14 protein-coding genes and 1 tRNA gene are annotated in these 17,517 nt (G+C 63.6%); 6 read left to right on the forward strand and 9 right to left on the reverse strand.

Translation table 11 applies throughout. The features are described 5' to 3' along the window. Window positions 1-11: 11 nt before the first annotated feature. From prfB to V8192_RS10500, 3 genes are read right to left on the reverse strand one after another with little or no spacing between them, the layout of a single operon-like run. Window positions 12-1,139 (reverse strand): peptide chain release factor 2, encoded by a 1,128-nt coding sequence (gene prfB, locus V8192_RS10490; protein WP_341633017.1) that lies wholly within the window; start codon window positions 1,137-1,139, stop codon window positions 12-14. Window positions 1,140-1,175: 36 nt separating this feature from the next. Beyond that, window positions 1,176-3,803, reverse strand: a complete 2,628-nt coding sequence (locus tag V8192_RS10495) for a penicillin-binding protein 1A (RefSeq protein WP_341633018.1) — start codon at window positions 3,801-3,803, stop codon at window positions 1,176-1,178. 40 nt (window positions 3,804-3,843) lie between these two features. Continuing rightward, on the reverse strand, window positions 3,844-4,716 hold the full coding sequence (locus V8192_RS10500; RefSeq protein WP_341633019.1) for an N-acetylmuramoyl-L-alanine amidase family protein: 873 nt from the start codon (window positions 4,714-4,716) through the stop codon (window positions 3,844-3,846). A gap of 416 nt (window positions 4,717-5,132) precedes the next feature. Between V8192_RS10500 and V8192_RS10505 the strand changes: the two genes are divergently transcribed. The 3 genes from V8192_RS10505 to V8192_RS10515 all read left to right on the forward strand — a co-directional run bounded on the left by V8192_RS10505 (window position 5,133) and on the right by V8192_RS10515 (window position 9,779). Further along, entirely contained in the window at window positions 5,133-7,595 is a 2,463-nt protein-coding gene (locus V8192_RS10505) for an Rne/Rng family ribonuclease (protein WP_341633020.1), read from the forward strand. A gap of 64 nt (window positions 7,596-7,659) precedes the next feature. After that, a complete protein-coding gene (locus V8192_RS10510) occupies window positions 7,660-9,060 on the forward strand; it encodes a M48 family metalloprotease (protein ID WP_341633021.1) in 1,401 nt (466 codons plus the stop codon). Continuing rightward, window positions 9,057-9,779 (forward strand): DsbA family protein, encoded by a 723-nt coding sequence (locus tag V8192_RS10515; RefSeq protein ID WP_341633022.1) that lies wholly within the window; start codon window positions 9,057-9,059, stop codon window positions 9,777-9,779. Before V8192_RS10510 ends, V8192_RS10515 begins: the two co-directional genes overlap by 4 nt. Window positions 9,780-9,809: 30 nt before the next feature. On the opposite strand, the gene V8192_RS10520 is transcribed toward V8192_RS10515, so the two are convergent. From V8192_RS10520 to V8192_RS10530, 3 genes are read right to left on the reverse strand one after another with little or no spacing between them, the layout of a single operon-like run. Next, on the reverse strand, window positions 9,810-11,063 hold the full coding sequence (locus V8192_RS10520) for an NRAMP family divalent metal transporter (RefSeq protein WP_341633023.1): 1,254 nt from the start codon (window positions 11,061-11,063) through the stop codon (window positions 9,810-9,812). A 36-nt stretch (window positions 11,064-11,099) separates the two neighbouring features. After that, window positions 11,100-11,744 carry an RlmE family RNA methyltransferase gene (locus tag V8192_RS10525; protein ID WP_373276341.1) on the reverse strand — a complete coding sequence of 215 codons (645 nt, stop codon included), beginning with the start codon at window positions 11,742-11,744 and terminating at the stop codon, window positions 11,100-11,102. Beyond that, window positions 11,741-12,799, reverse strand: coding sequence for a Ppx/GppA phosphatase family protein (locus tag V8192_RS10530; protein ID WP_341633024.1), 1,059 nt, complete (start codon window positions 12,797-12,799; stop codon window positions 11,741-11,743). The genes V8192_RS10525 and V8192_RS10530 overlap by 4 nt, the downstream gene beginning before the upstream one ends. A 153-nt stretch (window positions 12,800-12,952) precedes the next feature. On the opposite strand from V8192_RS10530, the gene V8192_RS10535 reads away from it, so the two are divergent. Together V8192_RS10535 and V8192_RS10540 are read left to right on the forward strand one after the other, a co-directional pair. After that, window positions 12,953-13,026, forward strand: a tRNA-Gln gene (locus V8192_RS10535). Window positions 13,027-13,054: 28 nt separating this feature from the next. Continuing rightward, complete coding sequence (locus V8192_RS10540) at window positions 13,055-14,491, forward strand: glycoside hydrolase family 43 protein (RefSeq protein ID WP_341633025.1); 1,437 nt, start codon at window positions 13,055-13,057, stop codon at window positions 14,489-14,491. Here V8192_RS10540 and V8192_RS10545 read toward each other — a convergent pair. Further along, window positions 14,485-15,048: a GIN domain-containing protein gene (locus V8192_RS10545; protein WP_341633026.1), complete on the reverse strand. Its 564-nt coding sequence runs from the start codon at window positions 15,046-15,048 to the stop codon at window positions 14,485-14,487. The genes V8192_RS10540 and V8192_RS10545 overlap by 7 nt on opposite strands. 95 nt (window positions 15,049-15,143) lie before the next feature. Between V8192_RS10545 and V8192_RS10550 the strand changes: the two genes are divergently transcribed. Beyond that, entirely contained in the window at window positions 15,144-15,893 is a 750-nt protein-coding gene (locus tag V8192_RS10550) for a glutathione S-transferase family protein (protein ID WP_341633027.1), read from the forward strand. On the opposite strand, the gene V8192_RS10555 is transcribed toward V8192_RS10550, so the two are convergent. Together V8192_RS10555 and V8192_RS10560 are read right to left on the reverse strand one after the other, a co-directional pair. Continuing rightward, window positions 15,890-16,393 carry a LytR/AlgR family response regulator transcription factor gene (locus V8192_RS10555; RefSeq protein WP_341633028.1) on the reverse strand — a complete coding sequence of 168 codons (504 nt, stop codon included), beginning with the start codon at window positions 16,391-16,393 and terminating at the stop codon, window positions 15,890-15,892. The genes V8192_RS10550 and V8192_RS10555 overlap by 4 nt on opposite strands. Window positions 16,394-16,588: 195 nt before the next feature. Then, on the reverse strand, window positions 16,589-17,305 hold the full coding sequence (locus V8192_RS10560) for a cell wall hydrolase (protein ID WP_341633029.1): 717 nt from the start codon (window positions 17,303-17,305) through the stop codon (window positions 16,589-16,591). Between the last annotated feature and the right edge of the window lie 212 nt (window positions 17,306-17,517).

The raw sequence follows: 17,517 nt of genomic DNA on the forward strand, positions 1-17,517 counted from the left end.
CTGCCTGTGCCCTACTCCACATCCTCGACCTCGACCGTCTCTCCTGTCACGCGCTGCGACAAAGCGGCGGCCATGAACCGATCGAGATCCCCGTCGAGAACATCTCCCGGGCTGGTTGACGTAACGGCGGTGCGAAGGTCTTTCACCAGCTGGTACGGCTGCAGGACATAGGAGCGGATCTGGTGACCCCAGCCGATATCCGTCTTTGCCGCATTTGCTGCACTGGTCTCCGCTTCGCGCTTCTGCAGCTCCGCCTCGTAGAGGCGCGCTTTCAGCTGCTTCATCGCCGAGGCGCGGTTCTTATGCTGCGAGCGTTCGTTCTGGCACGCCACCACGATGCCCGTCGGAATATGAGTGATCCGCACCGCACTGTCGGTCGTGTTCACATGTTGTCCGCCTGCGCCCGAGGATCGGTAGGTATCGATCCGCAGGTCCTTGTCGTCCACCTGGATGTCGATATCCTCGTCGACTTCCGGATAGACCCAGACGCTCGAAAAGCTGGTGTGCCGGCGCGCGTTGGCATCGTAGGGTGAAATTCGGACCAAGCGGTGCACACCGCTTTCGACCTTGAGATTGCCGTAAGCGTTCTCGCCCTTGATCAGTAGCGTCGCCGACTTGATCCCCGCCTGCTCGCCGGAATGATAGTCGACGAGTTCCACCTTCATCCGGTGGCGTTCCGCCCATCGGCTGTACATGCGCTGGAGCATCTCGGCCCAGTCCTGGCTCTCGGTGCCGCCCGCGCCCGCATTGATCTCGACATAGGCATTGTTGGCGTCGGCTTCGCCCGCAAGGAGCGCTGCGACCTTGTCGCGGTCCGCCCGCTCTGCAAGCTCGGCGAGGCTTCGAATCCCGTCCTCCACAAGCTCGTTGTCGCCCTCGCTTTCAGCAAGTTCGATCAGCTCTGACGTATCTGCAAGCTCGCGCTCCAAGGTGCGCGTCGCGTCGATAGCCTCTTCGAGGCGGCGCCGTTCACGCATCACCTCCTGCGCAGCCTTGGGATCGTCCCACAATGTAGGATCCTCGACCTTCGCGTTCAGCTCCCCGAGGCGCTTCAAGGCACGGTCCCAGTCGAGGAACTGGCGCAGCAGCGCAGTCGCGGCGTTGATCTGGTCGATATGGGCCTGCGCTTCGGCGCGCATCGTTCATGCTCTCTGTTCGGGTCTGGTGCAGCCCTATTAGAGCGTGTTCACCGTTGGCAAGCCAGCAGTCGCCGGCGGCGCTCCCGGCGCTGGCTGCGCCGGCGTCGATGCCGGCGCACTATTGCTGTCCTGCTGCTGCTTCTGCCGTTCCTGCTGGAGCTGTTGCTGCTGCTGCATCCAGGCCTGGATCGCCTGCTGCCGCTGGTCGGAATTATAGGGGTCTCCGAGCGAGCTGCGGAAGTTTCGCTGCTCTTCCGTCTGGGGCTGGAACGCTTCCCAGATTACCGATGACAGGGGATCCGAGCTCGTCGGGAACACGCCGAAGACGGGCTTCCCGCTTGCGCGGTCGATGCGTACCCAGCGGATGCCCGCCGGGGCTACGAATGGCACCTTGGGCTGGTTCTTGAGCGCGGTCAGTGCCCATTCTTTCCAGATGGGGGCCGAGATCCGACCGCCCTGCGCCCAGCCTCCGAGCGGTCGCGGGGTGTCGTAACCGAGATAGACGCCGGCAACGATGTCGGGCGTCCCGCCGACGAACCAGACGTTGGTCGGCCCGTTGGTGGTTCCGGTCTTGCCGAACAATGGCCGGTCGAGATCGCGAAGCACCGTGGCGGTGCCCCGTTTGATCACCCCTTCCATGATATGGACCATCTGGAAGGAAGCCATCGGGTCGAGCAGCTGCCTGGTGCGGCTTGGCGGCCTTGGCATTGCTCCCCCGTCCCAATCGGGAGCGTTGCAATTGCCCATCAGCGCGCAGCGGCTGTCGGTCCTGTAGATGACCTTGCCGTTGCGGTCTTCGACATAGTCGATCGTGGTCGGCTTCACCTGCCGTCCCTGGTTGGCAAGGATGGCATAGGCGTTGGTCAGGCGAAGAACCGTCGTATCGCCCGCACCAAGAGCGAACGACAGGTAATTGCCATAATCGCCGACGCCGAGCTTGCGCGCCGTATCGGTGATCTTGGGCATGCCAACGGTGGATGCCGCCCGCACGGTCATCAGGTTGCGCGATTGCTCGACGCCCCAGCGCATGGTGTGCGGCCCTGCTGACCGGCGATCGAAGTTGACGAAGCACTTCTGGCCAAGGCCCGCGCCCTGCCACACGCAGAAGGGCGCATCGAGTTCAATCGTTGCCGGGGTGAAGCCGTTCATGAGGGCAGTTACGTAGACGATCGGCTTGAACGCCGAGCCGGGCTGACGAAGCGCCTGCGTGGCGCGGTTATAGCTGGACCCGACAACGTCGAAGCCGCCCTGCATCGCCATCACCCGCCCGGTGTGGACTTCCTCGACGAGCATGCCGCCGGAAACCTCCGGGACCCCGCGGAGCGCATAGCTGTTTCCTGAGGTGCGCTTGACGATGATCACCATGCCAGGGTTCAGGAAATCGAACGCGCGTCCGCCGACGCCTCGCTTGGGCATGGCGGCATCGGCAGCCGACAAGGTGCCGCTCGACCCGTCGGAAAACCCGATCGTTGCCTGCGTATCGCCCTTCTGCAGCACGACCGCCTTCAGCCAGTCGGGATATCCGGTTCCGACGGGCGCCCGGTCGAGCTGGCCGGCCCAGTCCCTGGACAGGTCGATCTTCTTGTTGAGGTCGGTCCAGCCGCGATTCCCGTCGAACCTCACGAGGCCGTCGCGCAGCGCCTGTGCCGCAGCGTCCTGCATGGTCGGGTTCATCGAACTCCTGACCCACAATCCGCCGGCGTAGAGGCTGTTTGGGCCGTCCTTAACGTCCTGCCCGAACTGCTTGATCAGCTCGCGGCGGACTTCCTCCATGAAGTAGCCGCCCTGCTGCCGGAACTTCTCGTTGCTGCCATAGCGGATGGTCCCGAGCGACTGCGTCTCCGCGGCCTTGTACTGGTCTTCGGTGATGTAGCCATTCTTGTACATCTCGCGAAGCACGTAGCTGCGGCGGTCGAGCGCCTTCTGGGTCGCCCGCTCGGGATCGTAATTGGCGGGAGCCCGCGGCAGGACCGCAAGGTAAGCCGCCTCCGGCAAAGTCAGCTCGTTGACGTCCTTGTCGAAATAGGCGCGTGCGGCCGCCTGCACGCCATAGGCATTGCGGCCAAGGAAGATGGAATTGAGATAGAGTTCGAGGATTTGCTGCTTGCTGAGCGTGTCTTCGAGCCGGAAGGCCATGATCGCTTCACGCGCCTTGCGTCCGACATTGTAGCTGCTGTCGCGCAGCAGGTATTTGGCGACCTGCTGGGTGATGGTCGACCCGCCCGGGACCCGGCCGTGACGGCCGATGTGGGTCGTGTAGTTGAAGACGGCCTTGACGAACCCGCCGTAATCGAGCCCGTGATGCTCGAAAAAGCTCTTGTCCTCGGCCGAGATGAAGGCGTGCACCACGAGCGGCGGGATCTCGTCATAGGAGAGATCGACCCGTCTTTCGCGCGCGAAGGTCTGGACCGGCTCGCCGTCAAACCCGCGGATGTTGGTCGGCAGGGGCGGCTGATAGGAAAGCAGGTATTGAGCCGACGGCAAGGTACTCGCGAAATAGAGCCACATCGCCGCAAAAAGGGCGAAGAGCACGGCTGCGATCCAGGTGATCAGGCGAATCCATCGGCGCTGCCACCAGGGATCGATCACCCCGTGCACCCGCTCGTTGAAGGCGACGAGATCCGGCAGCGGCCACTCCGGAACGTTCAGGCGCTCGAACTTCATTGGGCGAAGCGTCTAGCGGGTTAGGAAGGCAGCGGGAAGACTAACGGCGCAGGTGCGCTGCGATATCTGTCTCGATCGCCTGTGAAAGCGCAAGGACCATCTTGGAGCGCTCGTTCGGGTTGCGCAGAAGCACCTCGTCGTCGGCGTTGCTGAGATATCCCGCCTCGAACAATACGGCTGGCGCATCGGCGCGGCGAAGCACGTGAAAAGCAGCGAAACGGTGAGGATTGGGGCGAAGCTCGACCCGGCCGGCGGCCTTGTTGACGAGACGGGACGCGAGATCTGCCGAGGCAGTCATCTGCGAGCGCATGGCAAGGTCGGCGAGCATGGTCTCGACCGAGCCGTCGCGGCCAATTGTCCCTGAGTCGGCATTCTCGCGCGCAGCGAGACGCGCTGCCTCGGCGTCCGAGGCGACATCGGAAAGGGAATAGACGCTCGCGCCGCGGGCAAGGGGGTTGGCGGCGCTGTCGATGTGGATGGAGACGAACATCGCTGCGTTGAGACGGCGGGCGACGGCCGCGCGATCATCGAGCGTCAGGTAGCGATCGTCCTCGCGGGTCATGGCCACCCGCACCCGCCCCCGTTTCACCAGTTCGTCGCGAAGCGCTTGTGCAAGTGCAAGGGTCAGTTCCTTTTCACGGACCTGCCCGGAGACACTCGTCGCACCTGGATCCCGACCGCCGTGGCCGGCGTCGATCACCACGATCGGCCGGCCCTTTGCGACCGGAGAGCCGTAGATCCGGTCACTGGCTGGCGGAGGGAGGTCGACGGTGAGGCTCGATTGTGCGGCGGCATCGCTCCCGCGGCCGACGAGGAGGACGAGAAGCGCAACGGCGGCGATCCCAGTCACCGCCGCGCCCGCAATCGCGTGGCGCCTAGCCCTCCCCTCGATCATCGCCCTCAACCAAGTCATTGAACCCAAACGCTTGTATCACGTGAATTTGGTTAATGGAAAATTGCCTTCACCGGCGAGAGCCGGAAAATACTGATATTTCGGGATGCAACGAGCTTTGACGAGCGTAGTCGCGCCGGTTGCGGCAGTCACCCCTTGATGCTAACCGGATAGCAATCTTCGGCAACCGCCGGAGAATATTCGGCCCGGCCGGTGCGATGGACCGTGGCCACACGAGGTTGACGCTCGAATGATGCCACAGAACGCCCAACGTCCGCTCCACAAAGGTGCGGCCGGCGCGTTCCCTGCGCACGGCTGCAGGATGGCAAATCGAGCAGAGGCGCTTTCCATTCATCCTGCTTTCGCCACCAGCGAAAGTTCCAATTTCGCGCGCCGCAGCGCCGTATCGCTGCCGAGGCGCGCCCGGAGAATATTCAATGTCCATGCGCATGCTGATCGATGCGCGCCACCCGGAAGAGACCCGGGTCGCGGTCGTCAAGGGAAACCGGATCGAGGAGTTTGACTTCGAATCCGCCGAGCACAAACAGCTCAAAGGCAATATCTATCTCGCCAAGGTCACCAGGGTAGAACCGTCGCTCCAGGCGGCGTTCGTCGATTACGGCGGCAATCGTCACGGGTTCCTCGCGTTCAGCGAAATTCACCCCGATTATTATCAGATCCCGAAGGCCGATCGCGAGGCACTTCTTCGCGAGGAAGCCGAGCATGCCGCCGAGGAGGAGCGCCTTCGCGCTGCCGAGTTCGACAACGGCAGCGACGACGAACACTCCGATGAGGATTACGACGAGCGCGGTGGCGACGACCTCGAGGGCGAAGGCTCGACCGAGGAAGCCGGGACCGGCTCGGCACGATCGCCTGTCGATGAGTCGGCGGCGGACGAGCTTCGCCGCAAGCGCCAGAACCTGAGGCGTCGATACAAGATCCAGGACGTGATCCAGCGCCGCCAAGTGCTGCTGGTCCAGGTCGTCAAGGAGGAGCGCGGCAACAAGGGGGCGGCCCTTACGACCTATCTCAGCCTCGCAGGCCGCTATTGCGTCCTGATGCCCAACACCAGTCACGGTGGCGGCATATCGCGCAAGATTTCCAACGGGGCGGATCGCAAGCGCCTCAAGTCCATCATGACGGACCTCAAGCTTCCATCCACGATGGGGCTGATCGTCCGCACGGCCGGCCTTTCCCGCACCAAGACCGAGATCAAACGCGATTTCGACTATCTTGCGCGGCTGTGGGACGAGATCCGCGAGCGCACTTTGTCGAGCACCGCGCCTGCCCTCATCTACCGCGACAGCGACCTTATCAAGCGCGCCATCCGGGATCTCTATCACCGCGAGATCGAAGAAGTGATCGTCGAGGGCGAGGACGGCTACAGGGCCGCTCGCGGCTTCATGAAGCTGTTGATGCCGAGCCATGTGCGGCGGGTGAAGCTCCACAGCGAAACAACGCCCCTGTTCCAGCGCTACGGCGTCGAGGACCAGCTGAGCGCGATGTACCAGCCCATCGTCCAGCTGAAGTCCGGGGGCTACCTCGTCATCAATCCGACCGAGGCACTGGTCTCGATCGACATCAACTCGGGCCGCTCGACCCGCGAGCACAACATCGAGCAGACGGCTTACAACACGAATCTCGAAGCCGCCCAGGAGGTCGCCCGACAGTTGAGGCTGCGGGACATGGCGGGCCTCATCGTGATCGACTTCATCGACATGGAGCAGTCGAGCCATGTCCGCAAAGTCGAGAAAGCAATGAAGGAAGCGCTGAAGAACGACCGTGCCCGGATCCAGGTCGGCCGTATTTCCAGTTTCGGCCTCATGGAGATGAGCCGCCAGCGGCTGCGCACGGGCGTGCTCGAAGCCTCGACCAAACCCTGCCCGCATTGCGAGGGTACCGGCCTCATGCGCACGGCCGCGTCGGCCGGATTGTCGGCGCTGCGCATCCTCGAGGACGAGGCGGCGCGCGGGCGCGGCGATCGCATTTCTCTGCGCGCCGGCAAGGAGGCTGCTGTTTACCTGCTCAACAAGAAGCGCGCCGAGCTTGCCGATATCGAACTTCGCTACGGAGTGTCGATCGAGGTGATCATCGACGAGAGCTTCGAGGGCGCACGCATGACCGTCGACAGCTCCGGTCCAAGGCCTGTCGCGGTTCCTCGAGCTCCCCAGGCCATTGCCGTTGACGATCAGGATCTCGATGCCGAGGCAATCGAGCCCGAGGACGACGAGGAGGAAGAGGAAGAAGAAGAAGGGGAAACGGGCACTCACGCCGCATCCGAAAGCGAAAGCGAACGGCAGGGTCGCAGACGCCGCCGGCGCCGGCGCGGCGGCAGAGGCCGCGGTCGCCGCGAGGGCGCTGAGCCGCTCGAGGCTGGCGAAGCCGTTGCCCTCGAAGCCTCAGAGGAGCCCGTCGCAGAAGCTGAGGCGAAGGAAGGGCCGACCGAGGAAACTCGCGAAGGCGGCCGCCGTCGCCGCCGTCGCCGGGGCCGCGGCGCTGCTTCGGCCGCGCCGGAACAGGTCGAGGGCGCAGTTGAGCCTGACAGCTCGCCGATGGTCGAAAGGCCGATCGAGGATGAACCTCCAATCGCTGAAACAGAGCATGCCGGAGAGCCTGAGCCCGCCCCGCCCAAGCGCGGTCGGCGCAAGAAGGTGGCCGTCGAGGCGGAGGTGGCTGTAGCAGAGCCGGAGCCCGCGGAAGCACCGCCTGCCGAGAGCGCCGAACAAGCAGCCCCGGCCGAGAAGCCGGCAAGGAAGCGCCGATCCAAGAAGGCCGCCGAAGAGGAGCAAGTCCCCGCGGCTGCTGCAGAGGCAGCACCGGTTCCTGTCGCCAACAACGACAGCACCGAAGATCAGAGCAGCGAACTCAGGCGCGGGTGGTGGCAAAGGACGTTCGGCTAGGCCGGTCAGCCGACGAGCGGTTTTCATGCCGCGTTCATGCCCGGAAATGCTAAGCGGGCGGGCGATGAAATCGTCGCTCGCCCGCCTTACGCGCCTTCTGGTGATGGCGCTCGTCCTCGCTGCGGCCACTGCCCAGCCCGCGCTGGCGCAGCAGGATTCGGCGCCTCAGGTGCTGCGGGACACCGAGACCGAGCTGATGTTCAAGCAGATGGCCCGGCCGCTGATCATTGCCGGAGGACTTGACCCCAACAGCGTCAACGTCGCCTTGCTGAACGATCCGGAGATCAACGCCTTCGTCGCGAGAGGACAGACGGTTTACGTCCAGTCGGGACTGCTCGAAGATGCGGACAACGTGAACCAGCTTCAGGGCGTTGTCGCGCACGAGCTTGGACACGTGATCGCCGGCGACGCGATCAGGAGCGAGCAGGGCGAAAAGCAGGCGTTGGGCATCTCGATCCTTTCGCTGGTTCTCGGGGCCGTCGCGCTCGCGGCCGGCGGCGGTGAAGCCGGTATCGGTATCATGCAGGCAGGCGAGCGGGCCGCCCTTGGCGAGTTCATGGCCTTCACGCGTGGGCAGGAAGCGACGGCGGACGCCACAGGCGCGCGCCTGCTCTCGAAAGCGGGCATCAGCGGCAAGGGCATGCTGGACTTCTTCAGCAAGCTTCAAAATCTCGAATATCGGCTGGCGATCTATTCGAAGGACAGCTTCGACCGCGATCACCCACTCTCTTCGGAGCGGATCCAGGCCCTTGGGCAGACTCTCCGTACCGACCCGTCCTGGAGCAAACCGACGGACCCCGAGCTTGAGGCGCGTTTCCAGCGCGTCAAGGCGAAGCTACTTGGCTACGTCAATCCCAAGCAGGCCGTCCTCAAATATCCCGAGAGCGACCAGAGCATCCCGGCACATTATGCGCGCGCCTATGCCTATCACCTCGGGGGTTATCCCGATAAGGCCGTCTCGGAGGCAGACGCGCTGCTCGCGAAGGACCCTCACGATCCTTTCTTCCTCGAATTGAAGGGCCAGATCCTTCTCGAGGGCGGCAAGCCCCAGGAAGCCATACCGGTGCTACGCGAGGCGACACGTCGCTCAGGAGAAGCGCCGATGATCGCAGCGATGCTGGGCCACGCGCTCGTGGCGACCGAGGATCCCAAGAACTTCGTGGAGGCGAAGCAGATCCTGAAGGTCGCCGTGAACCGCGACAACGAGGACCCCTTCGCCTGGTATCAGCTTGGAATCATCTATGATCGCGAGGGCGATCAGGCGCGCGCTTCCCTTGCGACGGCCGAGCGGAGCAACCTCCAGAACGATCCGAAGATGGCGCTTGCGAACGCCCAGATGGCGATGAAGGGGATTCCGGCAGGAACGCCGGACTACCTGCGCGCGCAGGATATCGCGATGGTGTCCCGCGCTGAGCTCGCCAAGAAAGACAAGAAATACCGCGACAAGAAAGACTATAGCGAGTGAACGAGACCAGGGTCGCCGCACGATCGGGAGGGTTGGGAGCGGCGCTGATCGGCGGCATCGTAGGATCGCTCCTGACCGCCGCATTGCTGTTTTACGCAGCTCCGGCCGTCCTTAGCAGCAAGATTGTCCGTCAGGGCCTCCTTGCCGACCCCGCCATCCTGACCGATGCCGTCTCTGCTCTTCGAGACGCGCAATATGCGCCGGTGCTTGCCGCCAACCGCGCCGCGATCGAGACGCCTTTTGGAAGCTCGTGGAAGGGGGCCGCAAAGCCGGAGGTCACGCTCGTCGAGTTTTTCGATTACGCCTGCCCTTACTGCAAGGCGAGCAATCCCAGCGTCGACAGGCTTCTGCAGGAAGACAAGGGCTTAAGGGTCGTCTACCGGGAGCTTCCGATCCTTGGTCCCGACAGTCTGACCGCGGCGCGGCTATCCCTTGCAGCAAGCAAACTCGGCCGCTTTTCGCGTTTCCATGACACGTTGTGGGCAAGCGGCCGGCCTGCGCCCGACACGAATGCAAAGGCCGCGCAGGCGGCAGGCCTTGCTCCCCAGCCCCAGCCCGATCCTGAGGTGGAGGCGGAGCTCAACCGGAACATGAAGCTCGCCGGCGAGCTCGGCGCTACCGGTACGCCTTTGTTCGTGATCGGCGACAAGGTGATGAACGGGGCGGTCGGCTACAACACGCTCAAGGACGCGATCGCCCGCGCGCGGCGAGGGGCCTGAACCACCGCCCTTTGCAGCTCCGCCGATCGGTCAGTAGAGCGAGACGAAGAAAAGCAGGGTCGCAACGGCCATGAGGACCGTTGCCGCCCAGCCAAGTATCGCCCCTTTTCGCCCGAGCGTCAGATGTCCCATGGCGCGGGGGTTGGTGACGATGAGCATCATCAGGGCCATCAGGGGGGCTGCAAGAACGCCATTTACGACCGCGCTCCAGTAGAGCGCGCGGACGGGGTTGACGCCCACCGACTGAAGCAGTGCTCCCGCGAGCGTGGTGCACGCAATCGTCCCGTAGAAGAGACGCGCCTTGAGCGGCTTGGAATCGAGGCTGGCCGGCCGACCGAGCATTTCCGCAACCGCATAGGCAGCCGATCCCGCAAGGACCGGAACGGCAAGGAGACCGGTGCCGATGATCCCGAGTGCAAAGAGCAGGAACGCGAAGCGCCCGGCGACCGGTCTTAATGCCTCCGCTGCCTCAGCGGCCGTCTCGATGGTCGTGACGCCGTGAGCGTGAAGGGTGGCTGCAGCTGCCCAGACAATGAACACGGCCACGATATTGCTGAAGGCCATGCCGATCAGCGTGTCCTGACGGATCCGGGCCATTTCCGGTCCCGCCTTCCTCGGCGCGACGTAGAGCGGCTTCGAATGGGTTCGCTTTTCCTCCTCGATCTCCTGCGCCGCCTGCCAGAAGAACAGATAAGGGCTGATCGTCGTCCCAAGGATTGCGACGAAGCCGGTCGCAAAAGCCGTCGTCCATTCGACATGGGGTATAAGAACGCCGCGCAGTGCCTCTCCCCACGGGAGATGGACTGTCAGAACGACCGCAACATAGGCAAACAGGCTAAGCGTCGTGAACTTCAGGATCGCCGCATAGTGGCGGTAGTTCAGGAATATCTCGAGGAAGAGGCAGATCAGTCCGAAGCCGAGCGTGTAGGCGACGACCGGACCGCCCAGGAGCATCTCCATCACCGCGCCCATTGCACTAAGGTCGGCGCCGAGATTGATGACGTTTGCAAGAAGCAGCAGAACTACCGCAAGCCAGAGAAGCGGCCGTGCGTAATGGCTTCTGAGATTTGCCGCGATACCGCGGCCCGTCACGGATCCGATCTGCGCTGCGACATCCTGGATGACGACCATGAACGGTAGGCTGAAGAGCAGGCTCCACGACAGGCCGTAACCGAACTGCGCGCCGACCTGGCTGTACGTGCCGATCCCGCTCGGGTCGTCATCCGCCGCACCGGTGATCAGTCCCGGGCCGAGCCGCCCGAGAAACGATTTCTTATCTTCCAACGAACCCTCCCCGCGGCGCAGAACCTGGAACCTAGCTTATTCGGCGCCTCCCTTGAATCCCTGGGCGACGACGTACCATTCGCTCGAATCCTTCCGGCTCGCGGGCGGCTTGGCATGCTTCACGGTTGCGAAGCTTCGCTTGAGCTCCGCGACAAGCTGGTTGTCGGCGCCCCCTGCGAGCACCTTGGCAAGGTAGGCGCCGCCAGGCCTCAGCACCTCGCGCGCAAATTCAAGGCCCGCTTCGACCAGGGCCATGGTCCGAAGATGGTCAGTCTGCTGATGGCCAACGGTATTGGCCGCCATATCCGACAGGACGAGGTCGGCTCCAGATCCGAGCGCCTCCTTCAGCCGGGCAGGTGCCGCATCCTCCATGAAGTCGAGCTGGAGGATGGTGACCCCATCGATCGGATCAGTTGGAAGCAGGTCAATGCCCACGATGTTTGCGCCCGGCACCTTGCGCCGGACGACCTGGCTCCACCCTCCCGGCGCAATGCCAAGGTCGACCACTGCCTTTACGCCCTTCAGAAGCTTAAAGCGTTCATCGAGCTCGAGCAGCTTGTACGCTGCGCGACTGCGATAATTCTCCGCTTTCGCGCGCTTCACGTAAGGATCGTTGAGCTGGCGTTCGAGCCAACGGGTCGAGGAATCCTTCCGCCCCTTGGCGGTCTTCACCCGCTTCACAATTGCCAGCCGTCGCGAGCCATCAGGGAACGCAGAATCCCTTCGCGGATACCGCGATCGGCAACTCCGAGGTTCTTCGCAGGCCAGATCTCCATGATTGCCTCGAGGATCGCGCAGCCGGCCACGACCAGGTCCGCGCGCTCGTTCCCGATGCAGGGCAAGGCGGAACGCTCCCCGTAATCCATGCCCGCGATCATCGCGCTGATCGTCTGCATCGCCTCGATCGGGACATGCAGGCCGTCGACCGCCCGCCGGTCATAGGACGGAAGTGCCAAGTGTACGCTTGCGAGCGTCGTCACCGTCCCGCTGGTCCCGAGAAGGCGGATTCCATCGCGGTCCTTTGGAAGCATCGTCGCAAAGTTTGCAAAGGCGCGCCGCGCCCGCTCACGCATGCGCATATAGGCCTTGAGCCTGTCGGCACCCTCGAGGGCCTCTTTGCCCTCGCTTTCGGTGAGCGAAACGACGCCCCAGGGCGCACTCCACCATGCCCTGATCCTCGGCGTACCCTCCTCCTGGTCGACGAGGACCAGTTCGGTAGAACCCCCGCCGATATCGAAGATGAGGGCGGGACCGTCACCGGGCTCCAGCAACTTGTGGCATCCAAGGACCGCCAGGCGCGCCTCCTCGGCCGGTTCGATGATGTCGAGCACGATGCCGGTCTGGGAACGGACCCGCTCGGCAAACTCAGCACCGTTCTTGGCCCGGCGGCAGGCCTCTGTCGCGACCGAGCGGGAAAGGGAGACGTTCCGGCGCCTGAGCTTTTCGGAACAGACGCCGAGGGCGCCGACGGCGCGGTCCATCGCCTCCTGCGACAGTTCGCCCGTGTGCGAGAGCCCCTCACCCAGGCGGACGATGCGCGAAAAGGCATCGATGACGGTAAACCCTCCCTCGTTAGGGCGAGCGATCAGCAGCCTGCAATTGTTGGTGCCAAGGTCAATTGCGCCATAGGTGTGGCGGTGCGGCTCCCGTTTCTGGGGGAAACCCTGGTTCGACGGCCTGCCCTGCGTGGCGTACCTTTGCTGCAGGACCGGCGCACTGGCGACGCGCTGCGCCATTACACGCCCATTTCTGTCCTTCACCGCCCAATGCGGACGGCTGACTTGGTACCGTTTTAATCACAATTTGATGGCTTTGGGCAAGGCCGGGGTCGTTCCTGTCGCGGCGTTGACAGTGTTGAACGCCCTTTCTATCTCGCCGGGCTTCCAAGCTGCCCCGTCGTCTAATGGTAAGACTACGGACTCTGACTCCGTCAATCGTGGTTCGAATCCACGCGGGGCATCCATCCTCGGCCATACGCATTGAACGCCTGCATGGCTGACACACGGTCCCAGACACGCGAAACTGCCTTCTCCGTCGGCGTCGAGACCGAAGGCGAGGGCTTCCGCATCAAGGTCGCGTCCGACGGATTGAGCGCGAGCTATCTGGTTCGGACGGCAACGCAGCAGGACTTCTCCGATTTCTTCCTGGAACTCGCGCACGACTTTGGAACCCGCATTCCGCACGTCTTTGCCGATGCAGTCGACCATCCGCAGGCAAGCCTTCCCTGGCGGCCGCTCCTCACCGAGAACGTCCACCCGCAGATCCTGGTGGGTTACGGCGATCCTGCAGTGCTGAGGGATGGAGAGGATTATTGGCTCACCTGCACCTCCAATGATGCACCGGACGCCTTTCCGATCCTGCATTCGAGCGACCTTCGGCACTGGGAGCCGAGAGGCTTCGTCTTTCCCGGGGGCCAGGAACCTCGCTGGGCCGCAAAGGGACGGAACATCGCCGACTTCTGGGCCCCGGAGATGGCGAGGGTCGGCGATGAATATTGGCTCGTGTTCACCGCAAGGCAGGCGAACAACGCACTTGCGATCGGCCTCGCCAGGGCTTCCTCGCCGCTCGGGCCATGGACTGACAATGGAAGTCCGCTCGTGACGGGCAAGCCCGTCAACACGACCGGCCTTGGCTATGCTGCGGGCCAGGCACAGATGAGCGGCGGTGTCATCGATTCTCACCTGTTCGTGGATGCCGACGGACAAAAATACCTGTTCTGGAAGGACGACACGAACAGCATCTGGCCCCGACCCCTTGCGATGCTGCTGCGCGACAATCCGGACCTGATCGACAAGTTGTTCGTATCGCAGGCTGATCGGCGAACCGCGGCATTCGCAGCTGCAATCGTCGGCTGGGCGAACGTCCAGCGGCCGATGGTCCGCTTCTTCCTCATGCATCCCCTGATCGAGGCGGCGCTTGCGAACTGGGCGCAAGTCAGGTCCGCACTGATCGAGTTTGGTCTTGCTGCCACCATCCTTGAATCGATGACGACCCCCATCCGCGCTCAGCGCATCGCCGACGACGGGCGATCCCTGATCGGCGAGGACCGGCTCGTGCTATGCAACGATCTCGATTGGGAAGGGCACCTCATCGAAGGACCGTTCGTGACGCGCCAGAACGGCCGGTACTGGCTTTTCTATGCCGGCAATGATTTCTCGACGCCGTCATATGGAATCGGGGTTGCATCAGCTGACCATCCGCTCGGCCCCTATGCCAAGCAGGGCGAACCTTTGCTTCGATCGACGCGCGAATGGCTCGCGCCCGGCCATGCATCGGTAGCGCAGGGTCTGGAGGGTGAGCCGCAGCTCTTCTTCCATGCGTTCCATCCGGGAACGGGCGGCTACAACGCGTTTCGGGCCTTGTTGACGATCGGACTTGAGTTCCGTGCCGACCACGTCAGGGTACTGGAGCTTGCTGGCCCTCAATGAGCCGCTCGCACGGCCCCCCCGCCCCTGATTGCCGTCGTCACCCTTGGATTGCCCCAGTAACGCACCAGACCTCCGCCGTTGACGGCCGCGGTGAGCACGCGAAGCGCCCGGACCTTGATTTCGCCGCCGCCGCTGACGGCCGCAGTCGCGGTGTCGGCGGCAACATTGGACGTGTCGATGACGCCGCCGCCATCGACGGCGGCGACGAGTTGCTGCTGGGCACCGAACCCGTTGGCCGCGGTGATCTTGCCCCCACCTTCGACGGCAAGGGTCGGGACTGCCGGACTTTCGACGAGAATATTCAGCCGGTAATTTCGCGGGCATTGTGCGTTGCAGGCGTCGATCCTCAGCCTGCCCCGGCTGAGGACCAGGACGCTCGTATACCGGCTGCTGCCCTCCAGGAGCGTTACTCGCTGGACGGGGGCCCTGCGCACCTGGACATCGCCGCCGCCGCGAAGCTCGATCGACTGGAAGGACGGTACGGCGAGCGTTTCAGTTGCAAGGGCCGGTGCTGAGGCAGCGAGGATCAGGGCGAACGGCGGAAGAATGCGGGTCATGAGAACCTCTCAGGAAAGTACGCTACATCTGTAGCGCTACAAATGCAGCGTGTCCAGCACTTGCGGCGGAGGAACCCCGGTTGCAAGGAAACGGGATGACCAAGCCGCTCACGATCATCGGCAGCTACGTCAGTCCCTACGTGCGCAAGGTGCTGGCATGCCTGAACCTCAAGGGCATCGCTTACGAGGTCGACCCCATCACTCCCTTCTTCGGCAATGACGAATTCCGCCGCCTCAGCCCGCTTTGCCGTATCCCGGTCCTCATCGATGGAGACTTTTCGGTCAGCGATTCATCGGTGATCTGCGCCTATCTCGACGAGACCTATCCTGGTCACCCGCTGTTTCCGTCCGAACCCCAGGAACGCGCCCGCGCGCGCTGGCTCGAGGAATATGCGGATACACGACTTGGCGACCTCTTCATCTGGAGCCTCTTCTACCAGAAAGTCGTCCATCCGCTCGTATGGGGCGTTCCGGGCGATGAGGAGCGGATCCAGACGGCGCTCGATAGCGACATCCCGCGATCGCTCGATTATCTCGAGGGCGAACTGCCGGCAAACGGCTTCCTGTTCGGCGAGATCGGCGTCGCCGATATCTCGCTCGCGAGCTTCTTTCGCAATGCCTCCTACGCGGGCTTCAGCACGAACGCAGAGCAGTGGCCGCGCACGTCGGCCTTTGTCGAACGGACGCTTGCGCACCCCTGCCTTGCAAGCCTGCTGCCGCTCGAGGATGTCCAGCGCAACGCGGACATAAAGGGTCGGCGCCAGGCCCTGATCGAAGCGGGCGCGCGGCTCACCGAGGCGACGCTCGGCGTGCGTGAACCGCGTCGCGGCATGATGCGGCTCTAGTGGTGCTGCCCCGCCATCCAGTGCTCGAAGCGTGTCCTTAGCGAGCGCTTGGAGGGGATGAAGCCTGGCTCCTCGACCGCGGCGGTGTGCGCCGGCTCATAGAGCGTCAGGTTCTGCGGCATTTTCGGCCGTAAGGTCTCGCGGCCGCGAAGAAGGTCCTCGGCCGCCGCTAGCGAACGATGCACGTCCTCGGCGGTGAAGGGCTTCATGAGGCAGCCAATCGCGAGATCCGGCATTGGAAAGCGGGGTGCCTTGCCGCTGACGAAAAGGCAGGGCACGCCAAGATCATTGAGCCGAACGGCGACCGAAAAACCCGTGGTTCCATGGGCAAGATGCAGATCCAGCAAGACCAGGTCCGGCTGATGCATTTCGGCAGCCGTGATCCCCGAGTCGGCGTCGTCGGCGATCGCAATCACGCGGTAGCGTGGATTGTCCTCGACCAGATATTTGAGCGTAACCGCCAGCTGGCTGTCGTCTTCGACAATCAGGATATTGAGCATCCCGCGACCTCCCCGATGCGCCGGGCGGAGATTCCCCCCGGAAAATCCGTCACTTGATCGTTGCGCGGATCGATTCGCATGCGAATCCCTCGTGAACGGAGTTATCGCTGAGCCGCTGCCGTCATGCGCCGAAACGAGAAAGGCGCCCCGGACATTGCTGCCCGGAACGCCCTCGCCCCCTCCAAATCGAAAATGTTAAGCGCGATAGAAGATGTGCGCGCCGATCTGCTGGACCTCCTGGAGGCCGCGGCGCCAGGCCGGCGCGACATAGTTGGCGTGATACCAAAGTACGTCGTTGCTGACGCTTGGAACGACGTTCGCAACCGCAAGTTCGGCGATCGCCTCGGCGCGGCGCCAGGCCTGGCAATTGGCATCCACAGTGGGAAACTCGCCGTGTCGGACGAACGAGAACTGGGCGTGCTGCTTGACGACGCTGCACCAGTCCGGCGGATAGCGCCCGGAGGCAGCGCGGTTCATGACCACCCGGGCGACCGCCAGCTGTCCGTCCACGCTCTCACCACGCGCTTCGAAATAGACTGCCGTTGCAAGGCAGTTCGTCTGCTCGTCCAGCGCGGCACTGGTCGCAAACTTGTCGACCAGCGCGTAGAGAGGCCATCCCGCCTTGTAGAGCCAGGAAGCCTCTGTCGCGATCGAGGGCGCGAGCCGAACCGTTACCGACTGCGCCGGCTGGCTTTGGACGACCGTGCCGTTGATGCTGGCGACGGCCGTCGTCGAAGCAACCGCAGGCGTCGGAGCAAGCTGGCTAGCTGCGGGGGCGCCCTGCGTCGCCTTCACCGCTGCGGATACGCTGCCGAGCGCGCTCATGTCCTGCGCGGCCGCGCTCGAGGCGAGACCAAGCATCAAAAGGCCCATGACCGCGGACGCGCCGCGCCCGCCGAGAAGCTTTACCACTACTGTTTTTGCCCTTGTGTTGGCGGAGGATCCCGCTGGAGAGGCTCTCTTCAGAGCTCTTTGCCTCCAGGGGATACCCCGTCTTGCCTGGAGCCTTCGGCCGTTTTCAGATCGCCGTCGGGCTCGCCGCTCTCATTTGCTTCATCCCAGATATGTTAACGAATCGGAGAGGCCAAGGGCATGTCGGTGAGTTGTGCGACTCGCGGGATGGA

Origin of the sequence: Sphingomonas agri (assembly GCF_038148795.1) — a bacterium.
In the GTDB taxonomy this organism is placed as follows: Bacteria; Pseudomonadota; Alphaproteobacteria; order Sphingomonadales; family Sphingomonadaceae; genus Sphingomicrobium; species Sphingomicrobium agri.

Excerpts from the sequence above, each read along its gene's own strand:
- prfB (WP_341633017.1), bottom strand. The coding sequence starts at position 1,139 with ATGCGCGCCGAAGCGCAGGCCCATATCGACCAGATCAACGCCGCGACT.
- V8192_RS10495 (WP_341633018.1), bottom strand. The coding sequence starts at position 3,803 with ATGAAGTTCGAGCGCCTGAACGTTCCGGAGTGGCCGCTGCCGGATCTC.
- V8192_RS10500 (WP_341633019.1), bottom strand. The coding sequence starts at position 4,716 with ATGACTTGGTTGAGGGCGATGATCGAGGGGAGGGCTAGGCGCCACGCG.
- V8192_RS10505 (WP_341633020.1), top strand. The coding sequence starts at position 5,133 with ATGTCCATGCGCATGCTGATCGATGCGCGCCACCCGGAAGAGACCCGG.
- V8192_RS10510 (WP_341633021.1), top strand. The coding sequence starts at position 7,660 with ATGAAATCGTCGCTCGCCCGCCTTACGCGCCTTCTGGTGATGGCGCTC.
- V8192_RS10530 (WP_341633024.1), bottom strand. The coding sequence starts at position 12,799 with ATGGCGCAGCGCGTCGCCAGTGCGCCGGTCCTGCAGCAAAGGTACGCC.
- V8192_RS10540 (WP_341633025.1), top strand. The coding sequence starts at position 13,055 with ATGGCTGACACACGGTCCCAGACACGCGAAACTGCCTTCTCCGTCGGC.
- V8192_RS10545 (WP_341633026.1), bottom strand. The coding sequence starts at position 15,048 with ATGACCCGCATTCTTCCGCCGTTCGCCCTGATCCTCGCTGCCTCAGCA.
- V8192_RS10550 (WP_341633027.1), top strand. The coding sequence starts at position 15,144 with ATGACCAAGCCGCTCACGATCATCGGCAGCTACGTCAGTCCCTACGTG.
- V8192_RS10555 (WP_341633028.1), bottom strand. The coding sequence starts at position 16,393 with ATGCTCAATATCCTGATTGTCGAAGACGACAGCCAGCTGGCGGTTACG.